At 58.3% G+C, this 18,268-nt stretch carries 19 protein-coding genes and 1 pseudogene; 18 read left to right on the forward strand and 2 right to left on the reverse strand.

Features of this window, described 5'->3' with window-relative positions; genetic code table 11:
• A partial coding sequence (locus ACP7E0_RS24690) for a hypothetical protein (RefSeq protein WP_426128689.1) occupies positions 1-211 on the reverse strand: 211 nt, incomplete at its 3' end.
• 288 nt (positions 212-499) lie between these two features.
• Here ACP7E0_RS24690 and ACP7E0_RS24695 point away from each other — a divergent pair.
• The 7 genes from ACP7E0_RS24695 to ACP7E0_RS24725 all read left to right on the forward strand — a co-directional run bounded on the left by ACP7E0_RS24695 (position 500) and on the right by ACP7E0_RS24725 (position 4,934).
• Complete coding sequence (locus tag ACP7E0_RS24695; protein WP_426128691.1) at positions 500-1,714, forward strand: multidrug effflux MFS transporter; 1,215 nt, start codon at positions 500-502, stop codon at positions 1,712-1,714.
• Positions 1,715-1,965: 251 nt separating this feature from the next.
• Entirely contained in the window at positions 1,966-2,700 is a 735-nt protein-coding gene (gene minC, locus ACP7E0_RS24700; protein WP_426128693.1) for a septum site-determining protein MinC, read from the forward strand.
• Positions 2,701-2,735: 35 nt separating this feature from the next.
• Positions 2,736-3,551: a septum site-determining protein MinD gene (gene minD, locus ACP7E0_RS24705; RefSeq protein WP_426128695.1), complete on the forward strand. Its 816-nt coding sequence runs from the start codon at positions 2,736-2,738 to the stop codon at positions 3,549-3,551.
• Positions 3,548-3,811: a cell division topological specificity factor MinE gene (gene minE, locus ACP7E0_RS24710; protein ID WP_426128696.1), complete on the forward strand. Its 264-nt coding sequence runs from the start codon at positions 3,548-3,550 to the stop codon at positions 3,809-3,811. Before minD ends, minE begins: the two co-directional genes overlap by 4 nt.
• 136 nt (positions 3,812-3,947) lie before the next feature.
• Positions 3,948-4,064 (forward strand): heavy-metal-associated domain-containing protein, encoded by a 117-nt coding sequence (locus tag ACP7E0_RS24715; RefSeq protein WP_426128698.1) that lies wholly within the window; start codon positions 3,948-3,950, stop codon positions 4,062-4,064.
• Between the two features lie 397 nt (positions 4,065-4,461).
• The gene (locus ACP7E0_RS24720) at positions 4,462-4,635 is read left to right on the forward strand and encodes a hypothetical protein (RefSeq protein ID WP_426128700.1); all 174 of its coding nucleotides are present in this window, start codon (positions 4,462-4,464) and stop codon (positions 4,633-4,635) included.
• Positions 4,636-4,715: 80 nt separating this feature from the next.
• Positions 4,716-4,934, forward strand: coding sequence for a hypothetical protein (locus ACP7E0_RS24725; RefSeq protein WP_426128702.1), 219 nt, complete (start codon positions 4,716-4,718; stop codon positions 4,932-4,934).
• Between the two features lie 133 nt (positions 4,935-5,067).
• Here ACP7E0_RS24725 and ACP7E0_RS24730 read toward each other — a convergent pair whose 3' ends face one another.
• On the reverse strand, positions 5,068-5,703 hold the full coding sequence (locus ACP7E0_RS24730) for a hypothetical protein (RefSeq protein ID WP_426128704.1): 636 nt from the start codon (positions 5,701-5,703) through the stop codon (positions 5,068-5,070).
• On the opposite strand from ACP7E0_RS24730, the pseudogene ACP7E0_RS24735 reads away from it, so the two are divergent.
• From ACP7E0_RS24735 to ACP7E0_RS24785, 11 genes and pseudogenes are all read left to right on the forward strand, one after another.
• Positions 5,681-5,914 (forward strand): annotated as a pseudogene (locus ACP7E0_RS24735) (tetracycline resistance MFS efflux pump); the annotation flags it as partial. The gene ACP7E0_RS24730 and the pseudogene ACP7E0_RS24735 overlap by 23 nt on opposite strands.
• Before the next feature lie 878 nt (positions 5,915-6,792).
• Entirely contained in the window at positions 6,793-7,302 is a 510-nt protein-coding gene (locus tag ACP7E0_RS24740; RefSeq protein ID WP_426128706.1) for a sigma-70 family RNA polymerase sigma factor, read from the forward strand.
• 113 nt (positions 7,303-7,415) lie between these two features.
• The gene (locus tag ACP7E0_RS24745; protein WP_426128708.1) at positions 7,416-8,393 is read left to right on the forward strand and encodes a FecR family protein; all 978 of its coding nucleotides are present in this window, start codon (positions 7,416-7,418) and stop codon (positions 8,391-8,393) included.
• 115 nt (positions 8,394-8,508) lie between these two features.
• The gene (locus ACP7E0_RS24750; protein ID WP_426128710.1) at positions 8,509-10,818 is read left to right on the forward strand and encodes a TonB-dependent receptor domain-containing protein; all 2,310 of its coding nucleotides are present in this window, start codon (positions 8,509-8,511) and stop codon (positions 10,816-10,818) included.
• Between the two features lie 102 nt (positions 10,819-10,920).
• Positions 10,921-11,211, forward strand: a complete 291-nt coding sequence (locus tag ACP7E0_RS24755) for a DUF2218 domain-containing protein (protein ID WP_426128712.1) — start codon at positions 10,921-10,923, stop codon at positions 11,209-11,211.
• Between the two features lie 114 nt (positions 11,212-11,325).
• The gene (locus tag ACP7E0_RS24760) at positions 11,326-13,110 is read left to right on the forward strand and encodes an IucA/IucC family protein (protein WP_426128714.1); all 1,785 of its coding nucleotides are present in this window, start codon (positions 11,326-11,328) and stop codon (positions 13,108-13,110) included.
• Positions 13,094-14,830 carry an IucA/IucC family protein gene (locus ACP7E0_RS24765; protein ID WP_426128716.1) on the forward strand — a complete coding sequence of 579 codons (1,737 nt, stop codon included), beginning with the start codon at positions 13,094-13,096 and terminating at the stop codon, positions 14,828-14,830. Before ACP7E0_RS24760 ends, ACP7E0_RS24765 begins: the two co-directional genes overlap by 17 nt.
• Positions 14,827-16,107, forward strand: coding sequence for an AMP-binding protein (locus ACP7E0_RS24770; protein ID WP_426128718.1), 1,281 nt, complete (start codon positions 14,827-14,829; stop codon positions 16,105-16,107). The genes ACP7E0_RS24765 and ACP7E0_RS24770 overlap by 4 nt, the downstream gene beginning before the upstream one ends.
• The gene (locus ACP7E0_RS24775; RefSeq protein WP_426128720.1) at positions 16,104-17,420 is read left to right on the forward strand and encodes a DUF6005 family protein; all 1,317 of its coding nucleotides are present in this window, start codon (positions 16,104-16,106) and stop codon (positions 17,418-17,420) included. Before ACP7E0_RS24770 ends, ACP7E0_RS24775 begins: the two co-directional genes overlap by 4 nt.
• The gene (locus ACP7E0_RS24780) at positions 17,417-17,995 is read left to right on the forward strand and encodes a sugar phosphate isomerase/epimerase family protein (RefSeq protein WP_426128722.1); all 579 of its coding nucleotides are present in this window, start codon (positions 17,417-17,419) and stop codon (positions 17,993-17,995) included. The genes ACP7E0_RS24775 and ACP7E0_RS24780 overlap by 4 nt, the downstream gene beginning before the upstream one ends.
• Positions 17,992-18,261, forward strand: coding sequence for a hypothetical protein (locus ACP7E0_RS24785; RefSeq protein WP_426128724.1), 270 nt, complete (start codon positions 17,992-17,994; stop codon positions 18,259-18,261). The genes ACP7E0_RS24780 and ACP7E0_RS24785 overlap by 4 nt, the downstream gene beginning before the upstream one ends.
• The last annotated feature ends 7 nt before the right edge of the window (positions 18,262-18,268 follow it).

Consider the following 18,268-nt stretch of genomic DNA (forward strand, 5'->3'; position numbering starts at 1 on the left):
AGAGCCACCAGCGTTCCCGCCTGAAACCCACAATCCGCACTAAACTTTCGTAAGAAACTTCAGAGCGAGTTCGTCGGTCGCCAGCAGCGCCGCCGCCCTCGTTGGTGAGCGGTTTATAGTCCCACCAATCATTCATAGTCAACACCGTTTTTGAAAAAAATGACAGTTTTTTGACGGGCGGAATGAGACCGGCGGCTTTTCCGATGGTCAAGCACTGGCATTACCCCGGCGCACCGGCCTTTCGCCTCTTTGTGATCGGCACCTCAACCACAAACGAGATCGGGCCAGCGGCATGCAGAGACCCGGGAGCCCTTGTGCAGGCAGACAGCGCCAGTGCCGCCCTCTCTCTTTTCGCGGTTACTTTGGCGCCCTTCTCTGCCTCACACAGTCTGCCTCTGAACCAATCATTCTCGGAGGCCGACCAGCCCGTGAAGAATACGAACCTTCCACGGGGAAAACTGATATAGGCCAAGGCCAATCCTTTTAGTATATACGGCCAATGACCTCTTCCATCAGCTTTCACGAACGCATTGCCCTCTACGCCTTGCTGACTTCGCTGACCTCCATTAGCATCGACGCGCTGTTGCCGGGGTTACGCCAGATCGGCGAGGAGGTCGGCGCCGCACCGCCGCTGTCCACCCAGCACGTCATATCACTCTTCATCCTCGGCATGGCGTTTGGTGAACTGCTCCTGGGACCATTGTCCGATGCAATGGGACGCAAAAAGTCGCTGGTGCTTGGCCTCGCCATCTATGTGGCCGGAACCATCACGGCCATGTTGGCCGAATCGCTCGAAATGGTGATCCTTGGCCGGTTCCTCCAGGGCGTGGGCGTATCCGGTCCAAAGATCGCAACCCGCGCCATGATCCGCGATCAGTTCGAGGGCGATGCAATGGCTCGTGTCATGTCCTTGATGTTTACCCTCTTCATTCTCGTGCCGATGCTGGCTCCTGCCTTGGCGCAGGGACTGATTTCCTTTGCCGGATGGCGATCCGTCTTCGGCGTCTATCTCGCTATAGCAGCGTTCCTTGGTCTTTGGCTGATGATCCGACAGCCGGAAACATTGCCAACCGATAAACGCATATCCTTCCGGCCGAAGCTGCTGTTCCTCAATGCCCGGCGCATCCTGTCAAAACGGCGGGTGGCGCTGCTGATCATGGCGACCGGGATCGTGTTTGGGGCACAACTCCTCTATCTCAGCACGGCGGCCGACTTGTTCTTCGACGCCTATGGAATCAAGGAAACCTTTCCTTTCTATTTTGCAATGCTTGCCACAGGCGTGGGGCTTGCCTCCTTTCTCAACGCAAAGCTCGTACAACAGTTCGGGATGGACGGTATGGCGCGCGCCGCCTTCATGGGATTGGCATCGACCGGGCTTCTGATGTTGCTCGTTTCCATACTCTGGGGCGGCCACCTGCCTCTTGCCGTCCTGATGGTGTTCTGCTTTTCAGCCTTCTTTGCCATTGGCATATTGTTCGGCAATCTCAATGCCATGGCGATGCGCTCTCTTGGCGAGGTTGCGGGGTTGGGCGCATCGCTGATCGCTTCAGGATCGAGCCTCATTGCCACCCTGTTCGCTATCGGAATTGGCCACTTCTATGATGGTACAACAATGAATTTGGCAGCCGGTTTCTTCATCGCCGGAGTCAGTTCGCTCGTTCTGGCGGAACTTGCCGTAAAGGCGGACACCGCGCCCGTCGAAGCGGTTCGATGAAATAGCAGCGCGTCCCCTAACCCCCTTCAACCACCGGGTGCACGACTGTTGCGGTCCTGCGTTCCTGTTAAGGGCGGTGTCGCGATTTGGGTTGCAAGGCTCATCTACAGTTTTCAGTAGAACGGCGAAACGAAACACGACTGCCCGCGATGAGGCCACGACTACCCGTCAATCATGACAACACACAGCTCTTTGTTAACCTTCTGTTAACCATTTCTTCGCTACACCGAGGCAACAGAAAATTTACCAAGTTGAATGATGTGTTAACACAATCCCGGCCGATCCGTCTCAAGGGACGATCCTTCCTAGCGCTCGCACTGACACCAGAATTGCCGTTCGAAGACTGGCTTGTCCAACTCGACGCGCTTGCCTCCCGTTCTGCCGGTTTTTTCCTCCGGCGGCCGATCGTGCTCGATGTTCAAGGGCTTGAGCTGGAGCGAGCGCAGCTGCGTGATCTCGTCAGCCAGCTGGGTATGCGCAACGTCAGGATCATGGGGATCGAAGGGGCTCGCTCCTCGCTGCTTGGCCCGGACCTGCCGCCCGCGATGGCGGATGGACGCCCTGCTTCCGACGTCGAAATCCCGCCAACTGACGAGGCGCAAAAACCGGTTCCGGTGGAGAACATTATTACGCCCGTTGCGCCCTTGCCAAGGGCAACGCCATCAATTGTCGTCAGCCAACCCGTCCGTTCAGGGCAATCGCTCCACTACCCGGAAGGAGACGTCACGGTTGTGGGCTCGGTCGCATCCGGGGCGGAAGTCGTCGCCGGCGGCTCTATTCATGTCTACGGCGCGCTCCGGGGACGGGCGATGGCGGGTACGATGGGCAATTCTTCAGCTCGCATCTTTTGCAGGAAACTTGAGGCTGAGCTGATCGCGATCGACGGCTTCTATCTGACCGCCGAGGATATGGAGCCGGGTCTGCGCGGAAAACCGGTGCAGATCTGGCTCGAAGGCGAAGCGATCAGAGCTGAAGCGCTCAGCTGATCGAAGACGTATTCCTACTTTAATTGGAGAGGTACATGGGCAAGGTAATCGTGGTTACGTCCGGCAAGGGCGGCGTCGGCAAGACAACGTCGACTGCAGCATTGGGCGCTGCCCTGGCGCAAAATGGCGAAAAAGTCGTGGTGGTGGACTTTGACGTCGGCCTACGGAATCTCGACCTCGTCATGGGCGCGGAAAGACGCGTCGTCTATGACCTTGTCAACGTCATCCAGGGCGAAGCCAAGCTGACGCAGGCACTGATCCGCGACAAGCGGGTGGAAACACTCTATCTGCTCCCGGCCTCGCAGACCCGCGACAAGGAAAATCTCACACCGGAGGGCGTCGAAAAGGTCATCGCCTCGCTCAAGAGTGCTTTTGACTGGGTCATTTGTGACAGCCCTGCCGGCATCGAGCGCGGCGCAACGCTCGCCATGCGCCACGCCGACGTTGCCATCGTCGTGACGAATCCAGAAGTCTCCTCGGTACGCGATTCCGACCGTATCATCGGTCTGCTGGATTCCAAGACGGTGAAGGCGGAAAACGGCGAGCCGATGGAGAAGCACCTGCTGCTTACGCGCTACGACTCGGCGCGCGCGGAGCGTGGCGACATGCTCAAGGTCGAGGACGTCCTGGACATCCTGTCGATCCCGCTTCTCGGCATCATTCCGGAGAGCATGGATGTCTTGCGTGCGTCCAACGTCGGCGCTCCCGTCACCCTGGCGGATGGCCGCAGCGCTCCTGCCATGGCCTATTTCGAAGCAGCCCGCCGGCTCAGGGGCGAAATCCTGCCTGTTACCATCCCTGGCGAAAAGCGGGGTTTCTTCGGCAAGATCTTCGGAAGGAAAGCGGCATGAATTTGTTTCGTTTGTTTTCCCGGCCGCAATCTGCTCCGGCTGCCCGCGAGCGGCTGCAGGTCCTGCTTGCCCATGACCGTGCCTCGACCGGCGATTCGGACCTCGTCACCAAGTTGCGCGACGAAATCCTTCGCGCGATCTCCAAGCATATGCAGGTCGATAGCGAGAAGGTCAGCGTAAAACTGGAGCGCGGTATCCAGGTCTCAACACTTATCGTCGATGTCGAAATTCCCTTTGATGCAGCAAGGAAGGCGGCCTAACCGGCCGCCACCTTCGTTGAAGAGACCGCCGACAACAGCAACAGAACCTTCCGGCTGATAAAATTGAAAAAGGCTCCTTGATCTTCCCATGGTTGGAATTCCCACATTCACGGGAGGACATCGAAAGGAGATGACTATGTACGAATTCCACATCCCAACCATGACATGCGGCGGCTGCAAGAGTGCGGTGGAACAGGCTTTAAAATCTGTAGATGCGGCGCGCTCACGCGCAATCGACCTGACATTACGGTAGGTTCAAGTCCAAATGGCTCTTCACCCTGCAGTGATTGGTCAAGCGATGAGCAAGCTGGTTACCCGGCCGCTGTCACCCAATTTTGACGTCCACTACAGTTCCTCGAATACCGCCCATGCAACCTTGTTTAAGGTCTTCGTTTTTCTCCGATGCAGTAGTCAGCGAAGACGTTCCAAGCCAGCCCATCCGGGAACTGTTCAAACCGCACTTCGAGATCGGCTGAGATTGTCCGGTAAACGGTTTTGAGCGGTGATCAGTTCGAACATGCTGCTCTCACTTGTTGCCCGGAGGTTCGGGTTTGTAACATCGACGGTCTTGAGTTCCAGGTCGGTGAGTCGAAGGCCTGATTTGCAGCGGAGAGTGGGAAACGCTATATTAGGACCATAGGAGATGGACGATGCTTTTGAAGAAGTTCGACGAAAACAAGGAAGCCCTGATGCAGATCGGCCGGGAAGCAATTGCAGAGCGCCGCCGTCTGGGCTTGCCGATCTCCGCCAAGGACCTCGAAAACGAGGCCAAGGATCGTGCCGAACACGAAGAAATCCGTGTTCCTGCTGCCATGAGGCAGTAATCAGTTGCAACCATCGTGTGTCATCCTCGGCGGTCCGAACGGGTCCGGCAAGTCGTCTGCGTACGCGAAGCTGCAGCTCGATGGCCGATGAGATCGCGAAGGCACTGACCGGAACCGGAGACGGCAGCGCGGCGGGCATGGCAGCGGGCAGGGCGGCTATCAGGCGTCTCGCAGAGATGATCGCCACCAAGACATCTTTCACCTACGAAACCACGTTGAGCAGCCAGCAGTCCATCAACCTCAATTTCAATGCCGCAAAATGTTGCATCCTGTGCCGCCGATGGAAACACTATTCCTGATAGGTCGCGGGAGACGGCCTTCAAGCCCTTGGGCATCTTCCGTTCCTCTATCTCTGAGACTTGCCCCCGCGGCTCCCTGCGGGGGTCCTTTTTCATTCGTCCTCGCGGTATTCGTACAGTGCGCCGGGTGGCATCATCGCGACGATCTCTGCGCGCCTGCGGTTGTAGAGGATTGTTTGCCTTCTGCGCCGTCTCTCTGAGAAACTCGGCTAGCTGCTCCTGGTCTCCCTGGATCGTCCGAGCCCGACAGCTCGGGATCAGCTCGACAGTCGGCCTCGGTAGCAGCTCGACGACTCGCTTCAGGTGGCAAGCCTTCCAATTCATCACCAACCTTCTTTCCTTCTACTCCCCACATCTTCTGATAGTCCGTGGGCGGCACTCCATGGCGAACCATGAGGAAGCTGACGAGCAGCATAGATGTCAGTTGCGTAACCCTGAGGAACCCGTCCGAAATGTCGTAATAGTTGGCCTCATCCTTTTTCGGATCCTGTCCATGGATCACGAACTGGGCCGTTCGATTAGCGTCATCTGTCCCAGCCAGAACAGGCCAGAAGTGCCGAAATGAGAGATGAACGAAGTCGCTCAGCTCATCGTAGAACGGGCCGACCCAAGGATGATCTTCAGTCAGCTTGTTCTTCAGATAGGCGTCCATCACCTTCTCACCGTCGACCGGTTTCAGCTTCCGATAGGTAGCCCTGCCGTAAAAGATCTCCGCGATGTCATGCTCGGAGTCGGTCATGTTCTCCGGCTGGATGATCTTCGCCATCATGCCAATTTTCGCTTTGGCCGGCATCGGTGTACCCGCCCGACAGTCGCTGGCGACAGGGCAGGTGGACGACAGCCAGCAGGGTCAGTTCCAAGGCGTGCTCGCATCGGCCGTGAGCCTTGCCTCGATCGTGGCTCCGCTCGCGTTCTCAAGCTTCTACTTTGTCGTCAAATCGCAACGGCCCGGCGCGATCTGGCTATCGGTCGCCATCATCTAAGCAATCAGCGTGCCACTCGTGCTCGGCTTGCATTTTGAAAAGCCGAAAACAGCCGCCACCCTTTCGGATGGCGGCCTGATTTTGTTATCGAATGAAAAGCTCAAATACGTTGGGAGCGTAGTAGTAGCCGTCACTGTGCCGGCGATATCCACGGCGATGTTCGCGATAGCCGCGATGCCCATTCCCGTATCCGCGGCGATCACGGCGACCCCTCGACACGATCATGGCAGCGGTCACGCCCCCGCTCGACACGATCCTGCCTGCTGTGTTGGACCTTTCCACCGGAGCTGATCATCGTCACGTGCCGATATTGCGCCACTTCAATGTCAGATGTCATCTGAAGCCGCGGTTGTACCAGAGGCGCCGCTGAGGTCGACGATGTCAAACCGATGACCACCGCAATCGCGGCTGCGCTCAATGTTGAAACAATCCTGTTCATAGTCCATCCCTTCGAAGTGATGGCAGACATGCACTTGTGCCCTTAAGCTCCATGTGAACAGTTTCCTAGACCGATAGGATTAAAAGCCAGGCGATCGCCGCTGCGGCAGCCGACGTTTTGAATGCCTATCGATCGCAAGAATCATGAATTCTTGCAGTCATTCCCCACCGCTTGATCTTCGGGCTGCCGCGCTCTGTTGAGGCAAGCGCCCTAAGGGACCTGAAAACTCATTGAGCACGATGAGGCTTCCCGCATTTGGCGCAGGGCAAAAATAAACATGACTATTAAAGACAAGTTTGATCCGTCGTGTTATAGGCACCGCATTCTCGTGCTTTAAACATGTCTTATGTGAAACCAAGGATGCGCATGAAAGCCGTGATGAAGCCCAATAGGTTCCATGCCAGATCGGCCCTGCGATTCTATCCGGACTAAGGCCATGATCGATTTGGAAACGCACCACGAGGTCTACATTGCCAACAGGACGGCATTGATAGCCTATGCCACACGGATTCTCGGCTCCCGGGAAACGGCCGAGGATATCGTGCAGGATGCCTTCCTTCGGTTTGCGCCTGCCAACATGAACGCAGGCCCATCCGCGCAAACGCTGGCCTATCTCTACAAGATCGTTCGCAACCTTTCTTTTGACTTCCTGAAACGGCAGAAGATCGAGAAACGGGAACAACAGAACGAGCCGCCGTTCTGGTCGATACCGAACGAGACGCCGACGCCGGAAGAATTCGTTGCCGTCACAGATGAGGTGCGGCGCATATCCGAGGTCCTGAATGACCTTCCGGTCGAGATCCGCATTGCGCTCGAAATGCACCGGTTCGGCGGCTATACGCTGGAGGAGATTGCAGCGCACTTGGGCATCTCGGTTGCCACCGCCCATCGCCATGTGCGAACCGCCATGATGCGGGTGGCAACCATGATCGCCGCCACATTCTAAAAACGTGCAACCCGCGTGAAAAAAAATAGACCGCAGTTCGTCTTTGTAGGACAGAAGATGATTCGGATAGAACTGTTCGAAATGGCACGGCCGCAGCGGTACAGGTAAGCATTTTGACCCAGGACAATCACATACCGCCGACAATACTGGAAGAAGCCATGGACTGGTTTCTCAATCTCAAGGCACGCGAGAACTGTCCGCAGACCGAGCATGACTTCAAAAACTGGCTCTCCCGCTCTCCCGTGCATGAGCAGGCCTTCGAACGGGCATTGAAAACCTGGGCACAACTGGGCGAAGTGCCACCGGTCCACGCGCACCTCTGGAGGCCGGTCGCTGCCGCACCTATGCCGGCGCGGCGCTCCCGGAAAATGTGGGTTGCCGGGGCAGCTCTGGCGCTTGCGGCCTATGCGGTGGCGTTTCTTGCCGGGCCCTCACTTCTTCTGCACCTGGAAGCGGACCACATAACCCGCACCGCCGAAAGCCGAACCCTGACGCTTGAAGACGGCACGATCGTTGAGATGGGCGGCGACAGCGCCATCACGACGCAAATCACCGCCTCCATCCGCCGGGTCATCCTGTTGTCGGGAGAAGCATTTTTCGACGTTGCCCATGATGCATCACGCCCCTTCACTGTCGACGCCGGCGGAGTTTCGGTTGCCGTTCTCGGAACAGCTTTCGACGTGCAGCTGGCGGATGGGGAAACGACCGTCGAACTGGCGCGCGGCACCGTTGCCATTTCTTATGACGGATCGAAGCACAGGCAGAATTTCGAGCTATCTCCGGGCGAGATGGCGTCCATCGATCATAGTACCGGCGCTGTTATGCGCAGCTCGATCGCGCCAGAAGACATCGCCGCCTGGAGGACTGGGAAGATGTTCGTCAATGACGTGACCGTCGCTTCGGCGGCTGAACGCCTGCAGCGCTACCATCCAGCCTGGATCAGCGTGCCGGATGCGGCACTCGCGAGCCGGAGGGTCACTGGGCTCTATGATCTTAAAAATCCCGATGCAGCCCTCGAAGCTATCGTGAAACCCTTTGGCGGCAGGGTTCATGAGGTAACTTCTTACGGGCGCGTACTCACCCGATTTTAACCTGACAAAAACAATCAGAAAAAATCCTGCTCTGGTGAAAAAAAATCCGGAGCGGGTCGTCTTTGGTTCGAAGCGCATGCTGGGGCAATGCGCGGAAAACCGAGACGGGGGTAATATGAGTTCGCCGAAATGCCGTAATGGAAATGCCATCTCGCAAGAAAAGCGCCACCGCGCCATCGGTTTGCGCCTCTTTGCAGTCACGGCGATCGTTGGACTTTCGTCCATTGCCATTCTGCCTCAGCATTCCGCGTCTGCACAGGAAAAGACATCACGGAGTGGCAATGCCCGCACTTTCGATATACCCGCCCAGCCGCTTTCCAGCGCTCTGAACGCCTTTGGCCGGCAATCCGGTCAACAGGTAACGCTTGCGGCTGCGACATCACGCGGCATGCGTTCCAGCGCAGTCAGCGGCTTGCTAGACCCGAACCAGGCGCTGGCGCAGCTCCTCAGCGGAACCGGAATTTCCTATCAGATTTCCGGCGGAACGGCCGTGATCGGCTCGACGACACCGACCGGCGATAGTGGTGCTGTTTCCGTCGCGGGTGCTACAGCACTTGATCCGATCTCTGTTTTTGGCAGCGGCAAACTTGGTGCCGGTGAGATCCAGATCTCGTCGGAAGAGTTGGCGCAAAAGAACCCTGCCAACATCGCCGACGTCTTTGCAGGCGAGCCCGGCATCTCAGTGGGCAGCTCCCTGCCGATGTCGCAGAAGGTCTACGTGCATGGCATCGAGGAAACCAGTCTTGCGGTCACCATCGACGGCAGCCGCCAGAACAACAAGGTCTTCCACCACAGCGGCACGAACATGATCGATCCTGCTCTGCTCAAGGCCGTCGGCGTCGATGCCGGTATTGCTCCGGCCGATGCAGGGCCGGGAGCACTCGCAGGCGCGATTGCCTATGAGACCAAGGATGCACGCGACCTCCTGGATGGAGATGGTGTGGGCGGCCTCGTCACGGCGAGTTACAATTTCAACAGTGACACGGTGACCACCGGTCTCACCGCGTACGGCATGAAGGAAGGCCTGGAATTTCTAGGCTATTTCAACTTCGCCAACGGCAACAATTTCACCGCCGGCAACGGGAACATCGTTGAAGGAACAAGCAGCGACTTCCTTAGCGGAATGGGTAAGGTTGCCTATGAGTTTGAAAGCGGAGACCGGATCCAGATCAGCCATGATCGCCTTCGCGATGATGCACCTCGGCCTTACCGGGCCAACGCCGGCTTCGTCGATAGCGGAAGGCCTTGGGAGCCCCGTGTTCGTGACTATACGCTCGATCGCCAGAACACGGTGTTCACCTTTACCGACAGCATCCCGGAGGGCTGGTGGGATCCGAAGTTCGTGCTTGCCTACAGTAGGACCGAACTCGAAGTTCCAGTCTACTCGCCGCCCCGGCTTGCTATCCCCCCATACCCGGCGACGGGCACGACCGACAGCCTGAACGGCAAATTTGAAAACAAGTTTTCCTTCGATATTGGCAACATCGTCGCCGGCGTCGATTTCTACAATGACCAGGCCGAGCTTGAAGACCTGTTTGAACCAGGCACCGAAAAAGCACGCAACATAGGCCTCTATGCTCAGGTACGGCTCGAACCCGGGGAGCGGACCCGCCTGTCCTTCGGGGCACGCGGCGATAATCAAAAATTTACGGGAACCACCGGACAGGAATGGACCAATTCAGGGCTCAGCGGCAATATTTCCGGTGAATATGATCTCATTGAAGACTTCCTGACAGCAAAGGTTGGCTACTCCCATGTCTGGGGTGGCATCCCACTCGCCGAAAACTTCATTTTTAATCCAAACTGGAATTATGGCGACGGCCCAAAGCCGGTGACAGCAGACAACTATAACCTCGGACTGGAAGCGACCTATGGCGACTTCACGATCGAAGGCAGTGTCTTCCAGACCGATCTCGCCGATGCACGTGCCCCGCGTTACCAGATTCTGCGGGGGATAGAAGCGCATGATGTTCGCTCCACAGGCTTTGACATCGGCGGGGGCTACAACTGGGGTGATGGCTATTTCAAGGTGAAATACGCCAATATCGACGTAGAGATCGACGGGAAACCGGCTGATTCCGATATCGGCAGCTACCTCGCCGCTCCGGCCGGCCAGACCATAACTCTGCAGGCAGTCCATACGTTCACCGACTGGGGCGTTACCTTAGGCGCCGATGCCGAGATCACACTCGACTATGATGACGTTGCCGTCGGCAGCAAGCCTTACGAAGGCTATCAGGTGTTCAACGCCTTCATCGAATACCAGCCGCCGTCCAGACCCAATCTGACGTTCCGCGCCGACCTCAAGAACATCTTCGATGAGACTTACGCCGATCGGGCGACCTACGGCCAGGAGTTCCCCAACGTCACGCCGCTCTACGAATCCGGCCGTGCCTTCATCCTGACGGCGAAGGCAACATTCTGATCCACCCGGTGCGCATCATCGGGCGTGATGGCTGCTGACAAGAGAGAGCGGGCGCACACTTCCCGCTCTCCGCTACCCAAAGTCGAAAGACAGGAGTTCCTTATGCAAGAAGCGACAACCCGTTTTACAACGGAAAACGGTCAGAAATACCTGACCCAGCTCTGCAAGCATTTCGCCCACAAGATCACTGTAGCCCAGGACGACCGTGGCGGTGAGCTCAAATTCTCCTGCGGAACGGGATATCTGCAAGCGCGTGAGGACGGGTTGCACATCCGGGTGCGTTCGCCGGACGACGCCAATCTGGCAGACACCAAATCGGTCATTGAGGATCACCTCCTCCTGTTCGCATTCCGGGAACATACGGGGCCACTGCACTGGCAGGCGACGGGCTGAAAACGAAGTCTCCGACGGGGCACGGACCCTCATGACTGGAAATTCAATGCGTTGAACGGGAAATCGGCAACGCTTTCGGGCGGCGTTGCGTGTCGCATGCCGAGGATGGACAAAATGCAATCGTCAAGGCAAATCGCAGAAACGGCAACCTTCCAGAGTTTCGCCAATTGTTACCTGCGCGAGGTCAACCCCGGCGAGCCGGTAGCCCACCGGACCCCAGGCGGCACTGTTGACTGCATCGAATGGTCGCTGCCGCGGCAGCAGATGATCTTGCGCGCCGAACTGACCTCCTCTTCTCTCTGCGGCCCGCAACATTTCGGACGAATCTGGTGCAGGGGAGAATCGGAAGCGAGGTGGCGCCAGTTCGAACTCATGTCGGCGCTTCACAGCCTGGTTCACGAAACATACCGCCAAGTCGAAGACGGCCGTGTGGATGCCCTGCGCGGTTTCGAACTCGAACTTTTGATGCGCGTTCTCGACAGCTATCAGCAGACCTCCCTTTTCATCGACAAGGCACTGCCCGCACCGGCAACCGGCGACGGCTTCATCGAAGCCGAACAATCGCTTGTCTTCGGCCACTGGCTGCACCCGACGCCGAAAAGCCGGCAAGGCATGGCTTTCTGGCAGCAGGAGAGCTACGCTCCGGAACTGCGTGGCCAATTCAAACTGCATTATTTCGCCGCGAAGATAGACCTCGTCCGGCATGCCTCGGCCCGGCCGGTGGAAGCTCATGAAATCACCCGCTCTCTGGCAGACAGCTCCGGCATCACCCGGTCCGTCGGGCATGACGAGTATCTGCTGCCAATGCATCCGCTGCAGGCCGAAGCGCTGTTACTCGACCCCGATATCCAGGCCATGCAACAGGACGGTGGACTGCGTCATATCGGACCTGCCGGCGCACTTTTCACCGCAACCTCGTCCGTCCGCACGGTCTACAGCGCTGGAAAAGACTGGATGCTCAAGTTCTCTCTGCCGGTGCGTATTACCAACTCCATCCGTCTCAACCGGCGCCAAGAACTGGAGGCGGGCGTTGCCATGGCCAAGCTGATCGACCGGATCGGCTTTCCCAAGCGGTCGGAAAATTTCCGGATCATCCAGGACCCGGCCTATATCACACTCGACATACCCGGCCGCAGCGAAAGCGGGTTTGAAGTCATCTTGCGCGAGAACCCTTTCCGGGGCGATAAGGGCAAAGGCGTGATCACGGTTGCGGCCCTGACCGCTGACCCGCTACCGGGGGCCGCCTCGAGGCTGGAGCGCATCATCCGCAGACATGCCATAAGAGGCGGAGAGCCCCTATCGAGCGTCTGCCTTATCTGGTTTCAACATTATCTCACGTGCGCCGTCGAGCCGTTGATCCAGCTTTATGACGACTACGGCGTGGCACTCGAGGCCCATCAGCAGAACAGCCTTCTCGATATCAGCGCGGGTTATCCATCAGCCAGCTACTACCGTGACAATCAGGGATTCTATCTGTCCGAGCGCTACCGCGGCCTACTTTCCGGCTACGTGCCAGAGGCCGAAACCATCGCATCGCTGTATTTCCCGGAAAGCGAAATCCGCGACCGCTTCGCCTATTATCTCATCGTCAACCAGGTCTTTTCGATCATCAGCCGGATGGGGCATGACGGCCTCTGCGACGAGAGCTTTTTACTGCGGATGCTGCGCACACATCTGGAACGCTGCGCCCTCAAAATGACGGGTGCCGGACGGGATTTCGCCCGCCACGTTCTGGACCTTCCGACAATCTCCTCGAAGGCCAATCTGACGACCCGGCTGTTCGACGTGGACGAACTCCAATCCCAAAACGCGCCGACACTTTATCGGCCAATGCCTAATCCACTGCGCGCACCGGCGGCGTTAAGCGTCCCAAGGACAAGCCATGCCATTGCCTCTTGATCTCAAAGGGCGGCCGGATGAGCGTGTATTGCGCCAATTGGTAGCCGCACTTCTGTACGAAGGTGTCATCGATGCGCGTCAGACCTTCGATGGCCAGTCAACACTGTTCCATTGGTCGCTTGGCGGCCGGGCGTACCGGTGCAGCGGCTCAATCGGATCTTTCGGCCGGATCCGCCCTGCTGCTGGCTCGGTCGCGATACAGGACGACAGCGGTGCGTGGGGCGAAGCCTCGCTTGCCCAATTGGTATCGGCCCTGTCCGGCACCGGCATTTCCCGCGGCCGGCTGCTTGGCGAAATGACACAGACGATTGCCTTTTCCGAATGGAACGGCCGCAATCTTCCTGTACGGCCCCGCCGCCATATGTCTTACGCCGAACTTGAGGGTGCGCTTGACGAGGGCCATCCCTATCACCCCTGCTATAAGGCCCGGACCGGATTTTCGGATACGGACCACGCAGCCTACGGCCCCGAGGCGGCCAGGCCATTCCAGTTAATCTGGCTCCTTGTTGCGGGAAAGTATCTCCGCCAGGCGCTACCGGCTGGCGAAGGAGATTTCTGGAAAGCGGAACTTGGCCCGGAAACATGGGCCCACCTGCAGGCGATGCAGAAGGAGTTGGGACTGTCACCGGAAGACTTCGGGCTGGTGCCGCTGCATCCCTGGCAATGGCGTAATCTCGCAGAAACCCTGTTTGCGGGCTGGATTGCAGCGGGAGAAGCCTATTGCCTTGGCCCGGCTGGCGACCGCTACACCGCCACCCAATCGGTGCGCTCCCTCCTGAACATGGACCGGCCGCTGGCTGCCAGCATCAAGCTGCCGCTGAACATGGTCAATACATCGTCCCGGCGAACGCTGGAGCCGCATTCCGTTTGCACCGCGCCAGTGGTCTCGCGCTGGATCGGCGATATCGTTGCAGGAGACCAACTCTTCCACGACCGTTATCCGCTGACGATCCTGCAGGAATATGCAGGCCTCATCGCCGATGCCGGCGGCCCGCTTGCCGGTCACCTGGGTGCGATCTGGCGTCAGAATGCGCAGGCAACGCTGCTGCCGGGAGAGGCGATCATTCCCTTCAATGCTCTGATGATGATCGAAGCAGATGGCAAGCCATTTGCCGACGAGTGGATCGGCCATTTCGGTCTGATGGCGTGGTTGAACCGGCTCGTTGAAATCGCAGTCTTGCCTGTCTGGCATCTGCTCGTGCATCACGGCATTGCAGTCGAAGCGCATGGCCAGAACATGCTGCTTGTCCACCGCGATGGCTGGCCGGTGCGGCTCATCCTGCGTGATTTCCACGACAGCATGGAATTCTGCCCGGCCTTTCTGCGTGAACCGGAAAAGGCGCCGGATTTCCTGTTACTGAACCCGATCTACAGCGAAGCAGAGCCGGATCAGTATTACTGGACGGATAATCTGGGTTCACTGCGCGAACTGGTGATGGACACACTGTTCGTCTACAACCTGACCGAAATTTCCCATCTGCTTGACCATTGCTACGACCTGCCGGAAGCGCGCTTCTGGCAGCGCGTCGAATGCCTGCTGACCGCCTATGCGCAAGAGAACGGCATGGCTGAACGGCAGGCACAGCTCGGCTACGACCAGCCGAATATTCTCACCGAATCCCTGATGACACGGAAGCTGTTCGCGCTGAAGCCGGAGTACCACCACATGGTGCCCAATGCCTTGGCCGCGGATCAGCGTCAACGAAGGAGAAAGCCATGATCCGTATCGAAGACAGGCTTTATGATCACGCCAATTTCGAGGAAACCTCCGCCCGCCTGGCAGAACAGGCCGGGTTGCACAATCACGAAGGCGGCCGCTATGCGGTGTGCTTCACTGAGACCGCCGACTGGTTGTCTGTGTTTTTCGCTATTCGCAAAGCAGGCGCGAGCGTTCTGCCAATCCATCCCGGAACACCTTATCCAGCAGCCCGCAAACTTGCCATCGGCGCCGGCTGCGACCGGCTGTTCTACAACAGCCTCACGGCCGAAGTGCTGGATGCGCCGGCACGGGGCTCGCCAAAGGGGCAGCTTCTACAGATGAGTTCCGGCACCACCGGCGCGCCGAAATGCGTGGCGCGGAGCTGGGACGAGATCGACGCGGAAATCGAAAGCTACGTGCGGACATTCCGCGAGCCGGAGGATATGACGCCGGTCGTCGCCTGCCCGGCCACCCATTCCTACGGACTGATCTGCGGCATCCTCGTTGCGCTGAAGCGCGGCCAGACCCCGGTGATCGTCAATACCGCAAACCCGAAATATCTGCTGAAAGTGCTGCGCGAGACCGAGCGGCCATTGCTCTATTCCTCCCCAGCAATCCTGCAGACGCTCGCCCGGCTTATGCCGGAGGGCGAGCAGATTCACGCGGCGATGACATCGGGCACTCTGCTTCCCGACGTCTGGTTCACCGCGATCCGGGCGAAGAGCCGCTTCTTGTTCCAGCAATATGGCTGCTCTGAATCCGGTTGCATCGCCATCAATCCCGATGTGACAGCAGCAGGAGACATGGGTTTTGTCCTTCCGCATCTTTCGGCTGGGACCGGAGGCAGCGCTGATGAACCAGGCGAGATCGTCGTAACGGGTATGGATTGCAATGCCATCCATACCCGTGATCTCGGTTATCGCCGCGCTGACGGCATGCTGGTGTTCATCTCGCGACTCGACGATATGATCAACGTCTCCGGTCTCAACGTCTATCCCAAGGATGTCGAGGATGCCGTGATGACGATGCCCGCGGTGACCGACGCCGTCGCCTTCCGCAAGAGCGACCGGTTTGCCGGTGAGCGGGTCGCCCTACTGTTCAGCGCGGCCGAAGCCGTGGCGCCGCAGTCGGTGCGCGAGTGGTGCAGCCGCAATCTCGCCAGCCATCAGCTGCCGATGGAGATCCTCCAGATCGATACGATCCCCCGCCAGGGCAACGGCAAGATCAGCCGCCGCGACGTCGCCGCACGTCATGCAGCCGGCGAATTTGCAACGTCGGTCGCCGGAGCAGCCTCATGACCAACACCGAAATCCTCACGGCCATCCATACGGTGCTCACCGAGCAGATGGCACACGCGCATATGGACGGCTTTGGCCTCGAGGCCCGACTCAACGAAGACCTCTATCTCGACTCCGTCCTGATCCTGCAGATCTTCCTCAATCTCGAACTGGAATACGGCCTGTCCGTCCGGGAGGAAGCCATCGCCAGGCAGGATATCGCAACTGTGGCCGATCTCGTCGCTCTCTACGCACCTAAAACCACAGCAGTCACCGTTCCGGCCTTCGCGCTCACCGGCGGCATGACCGACGAAGGCGTGCATGGCGAGGCCTATCACGACATCAAGGTCCACTGCTTTGTTAGCTGCGTCTGCGACGGGTTGAAGCGGCAGGGGCTGGATCAACGGCCGTTCTATTTCGGCGTCTGGGACGCAAAGTTCTCGGTCAGCGACCGGTTCCAGCTTCTCTACCATACGCAGGAGATCAGCCAGGAATTCTTCCGGCAATGGTTTCAGCGGCTTTACGGCGTCACGGTGCGCGAGTGGTTCGATCCCGACAAGACCAAAATCGAGAACCTAGCCGTGCTGCTCGATCTCGTCAGGAACCGTGCAAAGACAGGTTCGGTCATGGTGATGCTCGACATGTTCCACCTGCCGGAGCGGGAGAACAAGTTCAATCAGAACCCCTTTCCACACTACCTCATGCTTCAGGAGACACCCGACACGGAAACCTGGTTCGTGCATGATCCGGACTATCGCTGGGAAGGCGAAATCGCCCGGGAAAAGGTCGTTCATGCCATCATGCAGCCAACCGTCGGTGGCGGCTATGTCTTTGATCGCGCAGAAGCAAAGGCCCCTTCGGCAGAGGAACTGAAGGCGTATTTCGAGGCCTGCTTCCTAGAGGACAGCAATCCGCTGGTTGATGCAGTTCGCAAGATCGTTTCGGTGCATATCGGGGGAACTGACGGCATCGCGCTTTCGGATCTTGCAGCCGCAGTCCGCGAACTGCCCGTTATCACCATCCGCAAATATGCTTATGAGCATGGCTTTGCCTTCTTCTGGCGGGCGTTGAAGCTTCCGGCCGCCGAATTCGAGACATGGTGCGCAGAGATCGAAGCGCTCGTTCAATCGCTGAAGACGCTGCACTACGCCTGCATGAAGCTCAGTCAGAGCGGCGACCGCGCGCTTGCGCCCACCGTTTTCGACCGGCTTGACGAGGCCGGCCGGCTGGAGACGAACCTGAAGGCTAAGCTTGCTGAAATCTTCGTCCTCTGGTGCGAGCGGAATATTCCGGAGCCCATTGAAGTTCCCATACTGAAAAGGGTTGCACGATGAGAGTATCGATCTGCACAATCACGTTCCGCCACCACCTGATCTCGCTCGGGGAAATCGCCGCCTGGGCGCAGTCCAATGACTTCCAGGGTATTGAACTCTGGGGCCCGCATGCGCGCAATCTGACACAGCAGCCGGAGCGCAACGCGGTCTGGCTCGACAGCTACGGCCTGTCGGTGCCGATGATCAGCGACTATCTGCCGGTGAACGCTGATCCGGAGACATTGCGCCGCAACACCGTTGATCTTTGCAGGCTTGCGCACCGCTGGCGGGCAAGGAAGATCCGGACATTTGCCGGAAATCGCGGCAGTCTTGACACCTCGACCGAAGATCGGCGCGTGATCGTGGAACGATTGAAAGAGATTTGCACGATCACCGCCAGCTACGGCACCCATTTGCTCGTCGAAACGCATCCGCAGACGCTGGCGGATACCGCCGCCTCCACCATGCAACTGATCGAGGAAGTCGATCATCCGTTCCTGGCGATCAATTTCGATACGCTGCATGTTTGGGAGGGTGGCGACGATCCCGTGGCTGTGCACCGGGCAATGAAGCCGCATATTCGCCACTACCATTGAAGAGCATTCTCACCCGGGCCGATCTGCCGGTCTTTGAACCCGCCAATGTCTACGCGGCCGCGGGATGCCGGGATGGCATGACGCCGCTATTCGAGGGCGCCCTCGACTATACCGGATTTCTCTCGGAGGTTTCCAGCGATCCGCAAGCTGATGCCTCGCTTGAATGGTTCGGCAACAATTGCCTTGATGTCCTACGCCGGGACCGCCGGCGGATCCGCCAGGTAACCGAGGGTCGTGAACCTGCCCGGCGAACAGTCAATTTCTAGGAAAACA

Origin of the sequence: Pararhizobium sp. PWRC1-1 (assembly GCF_049897905.1) — a bacterium.
In the GTDB taxonomy this organism is placed as follows: Bacteria; Pseudomonadota; Alphaproteobacteria; order Rhizobiales; family Rhizobiaceae; genus Pararhizobium.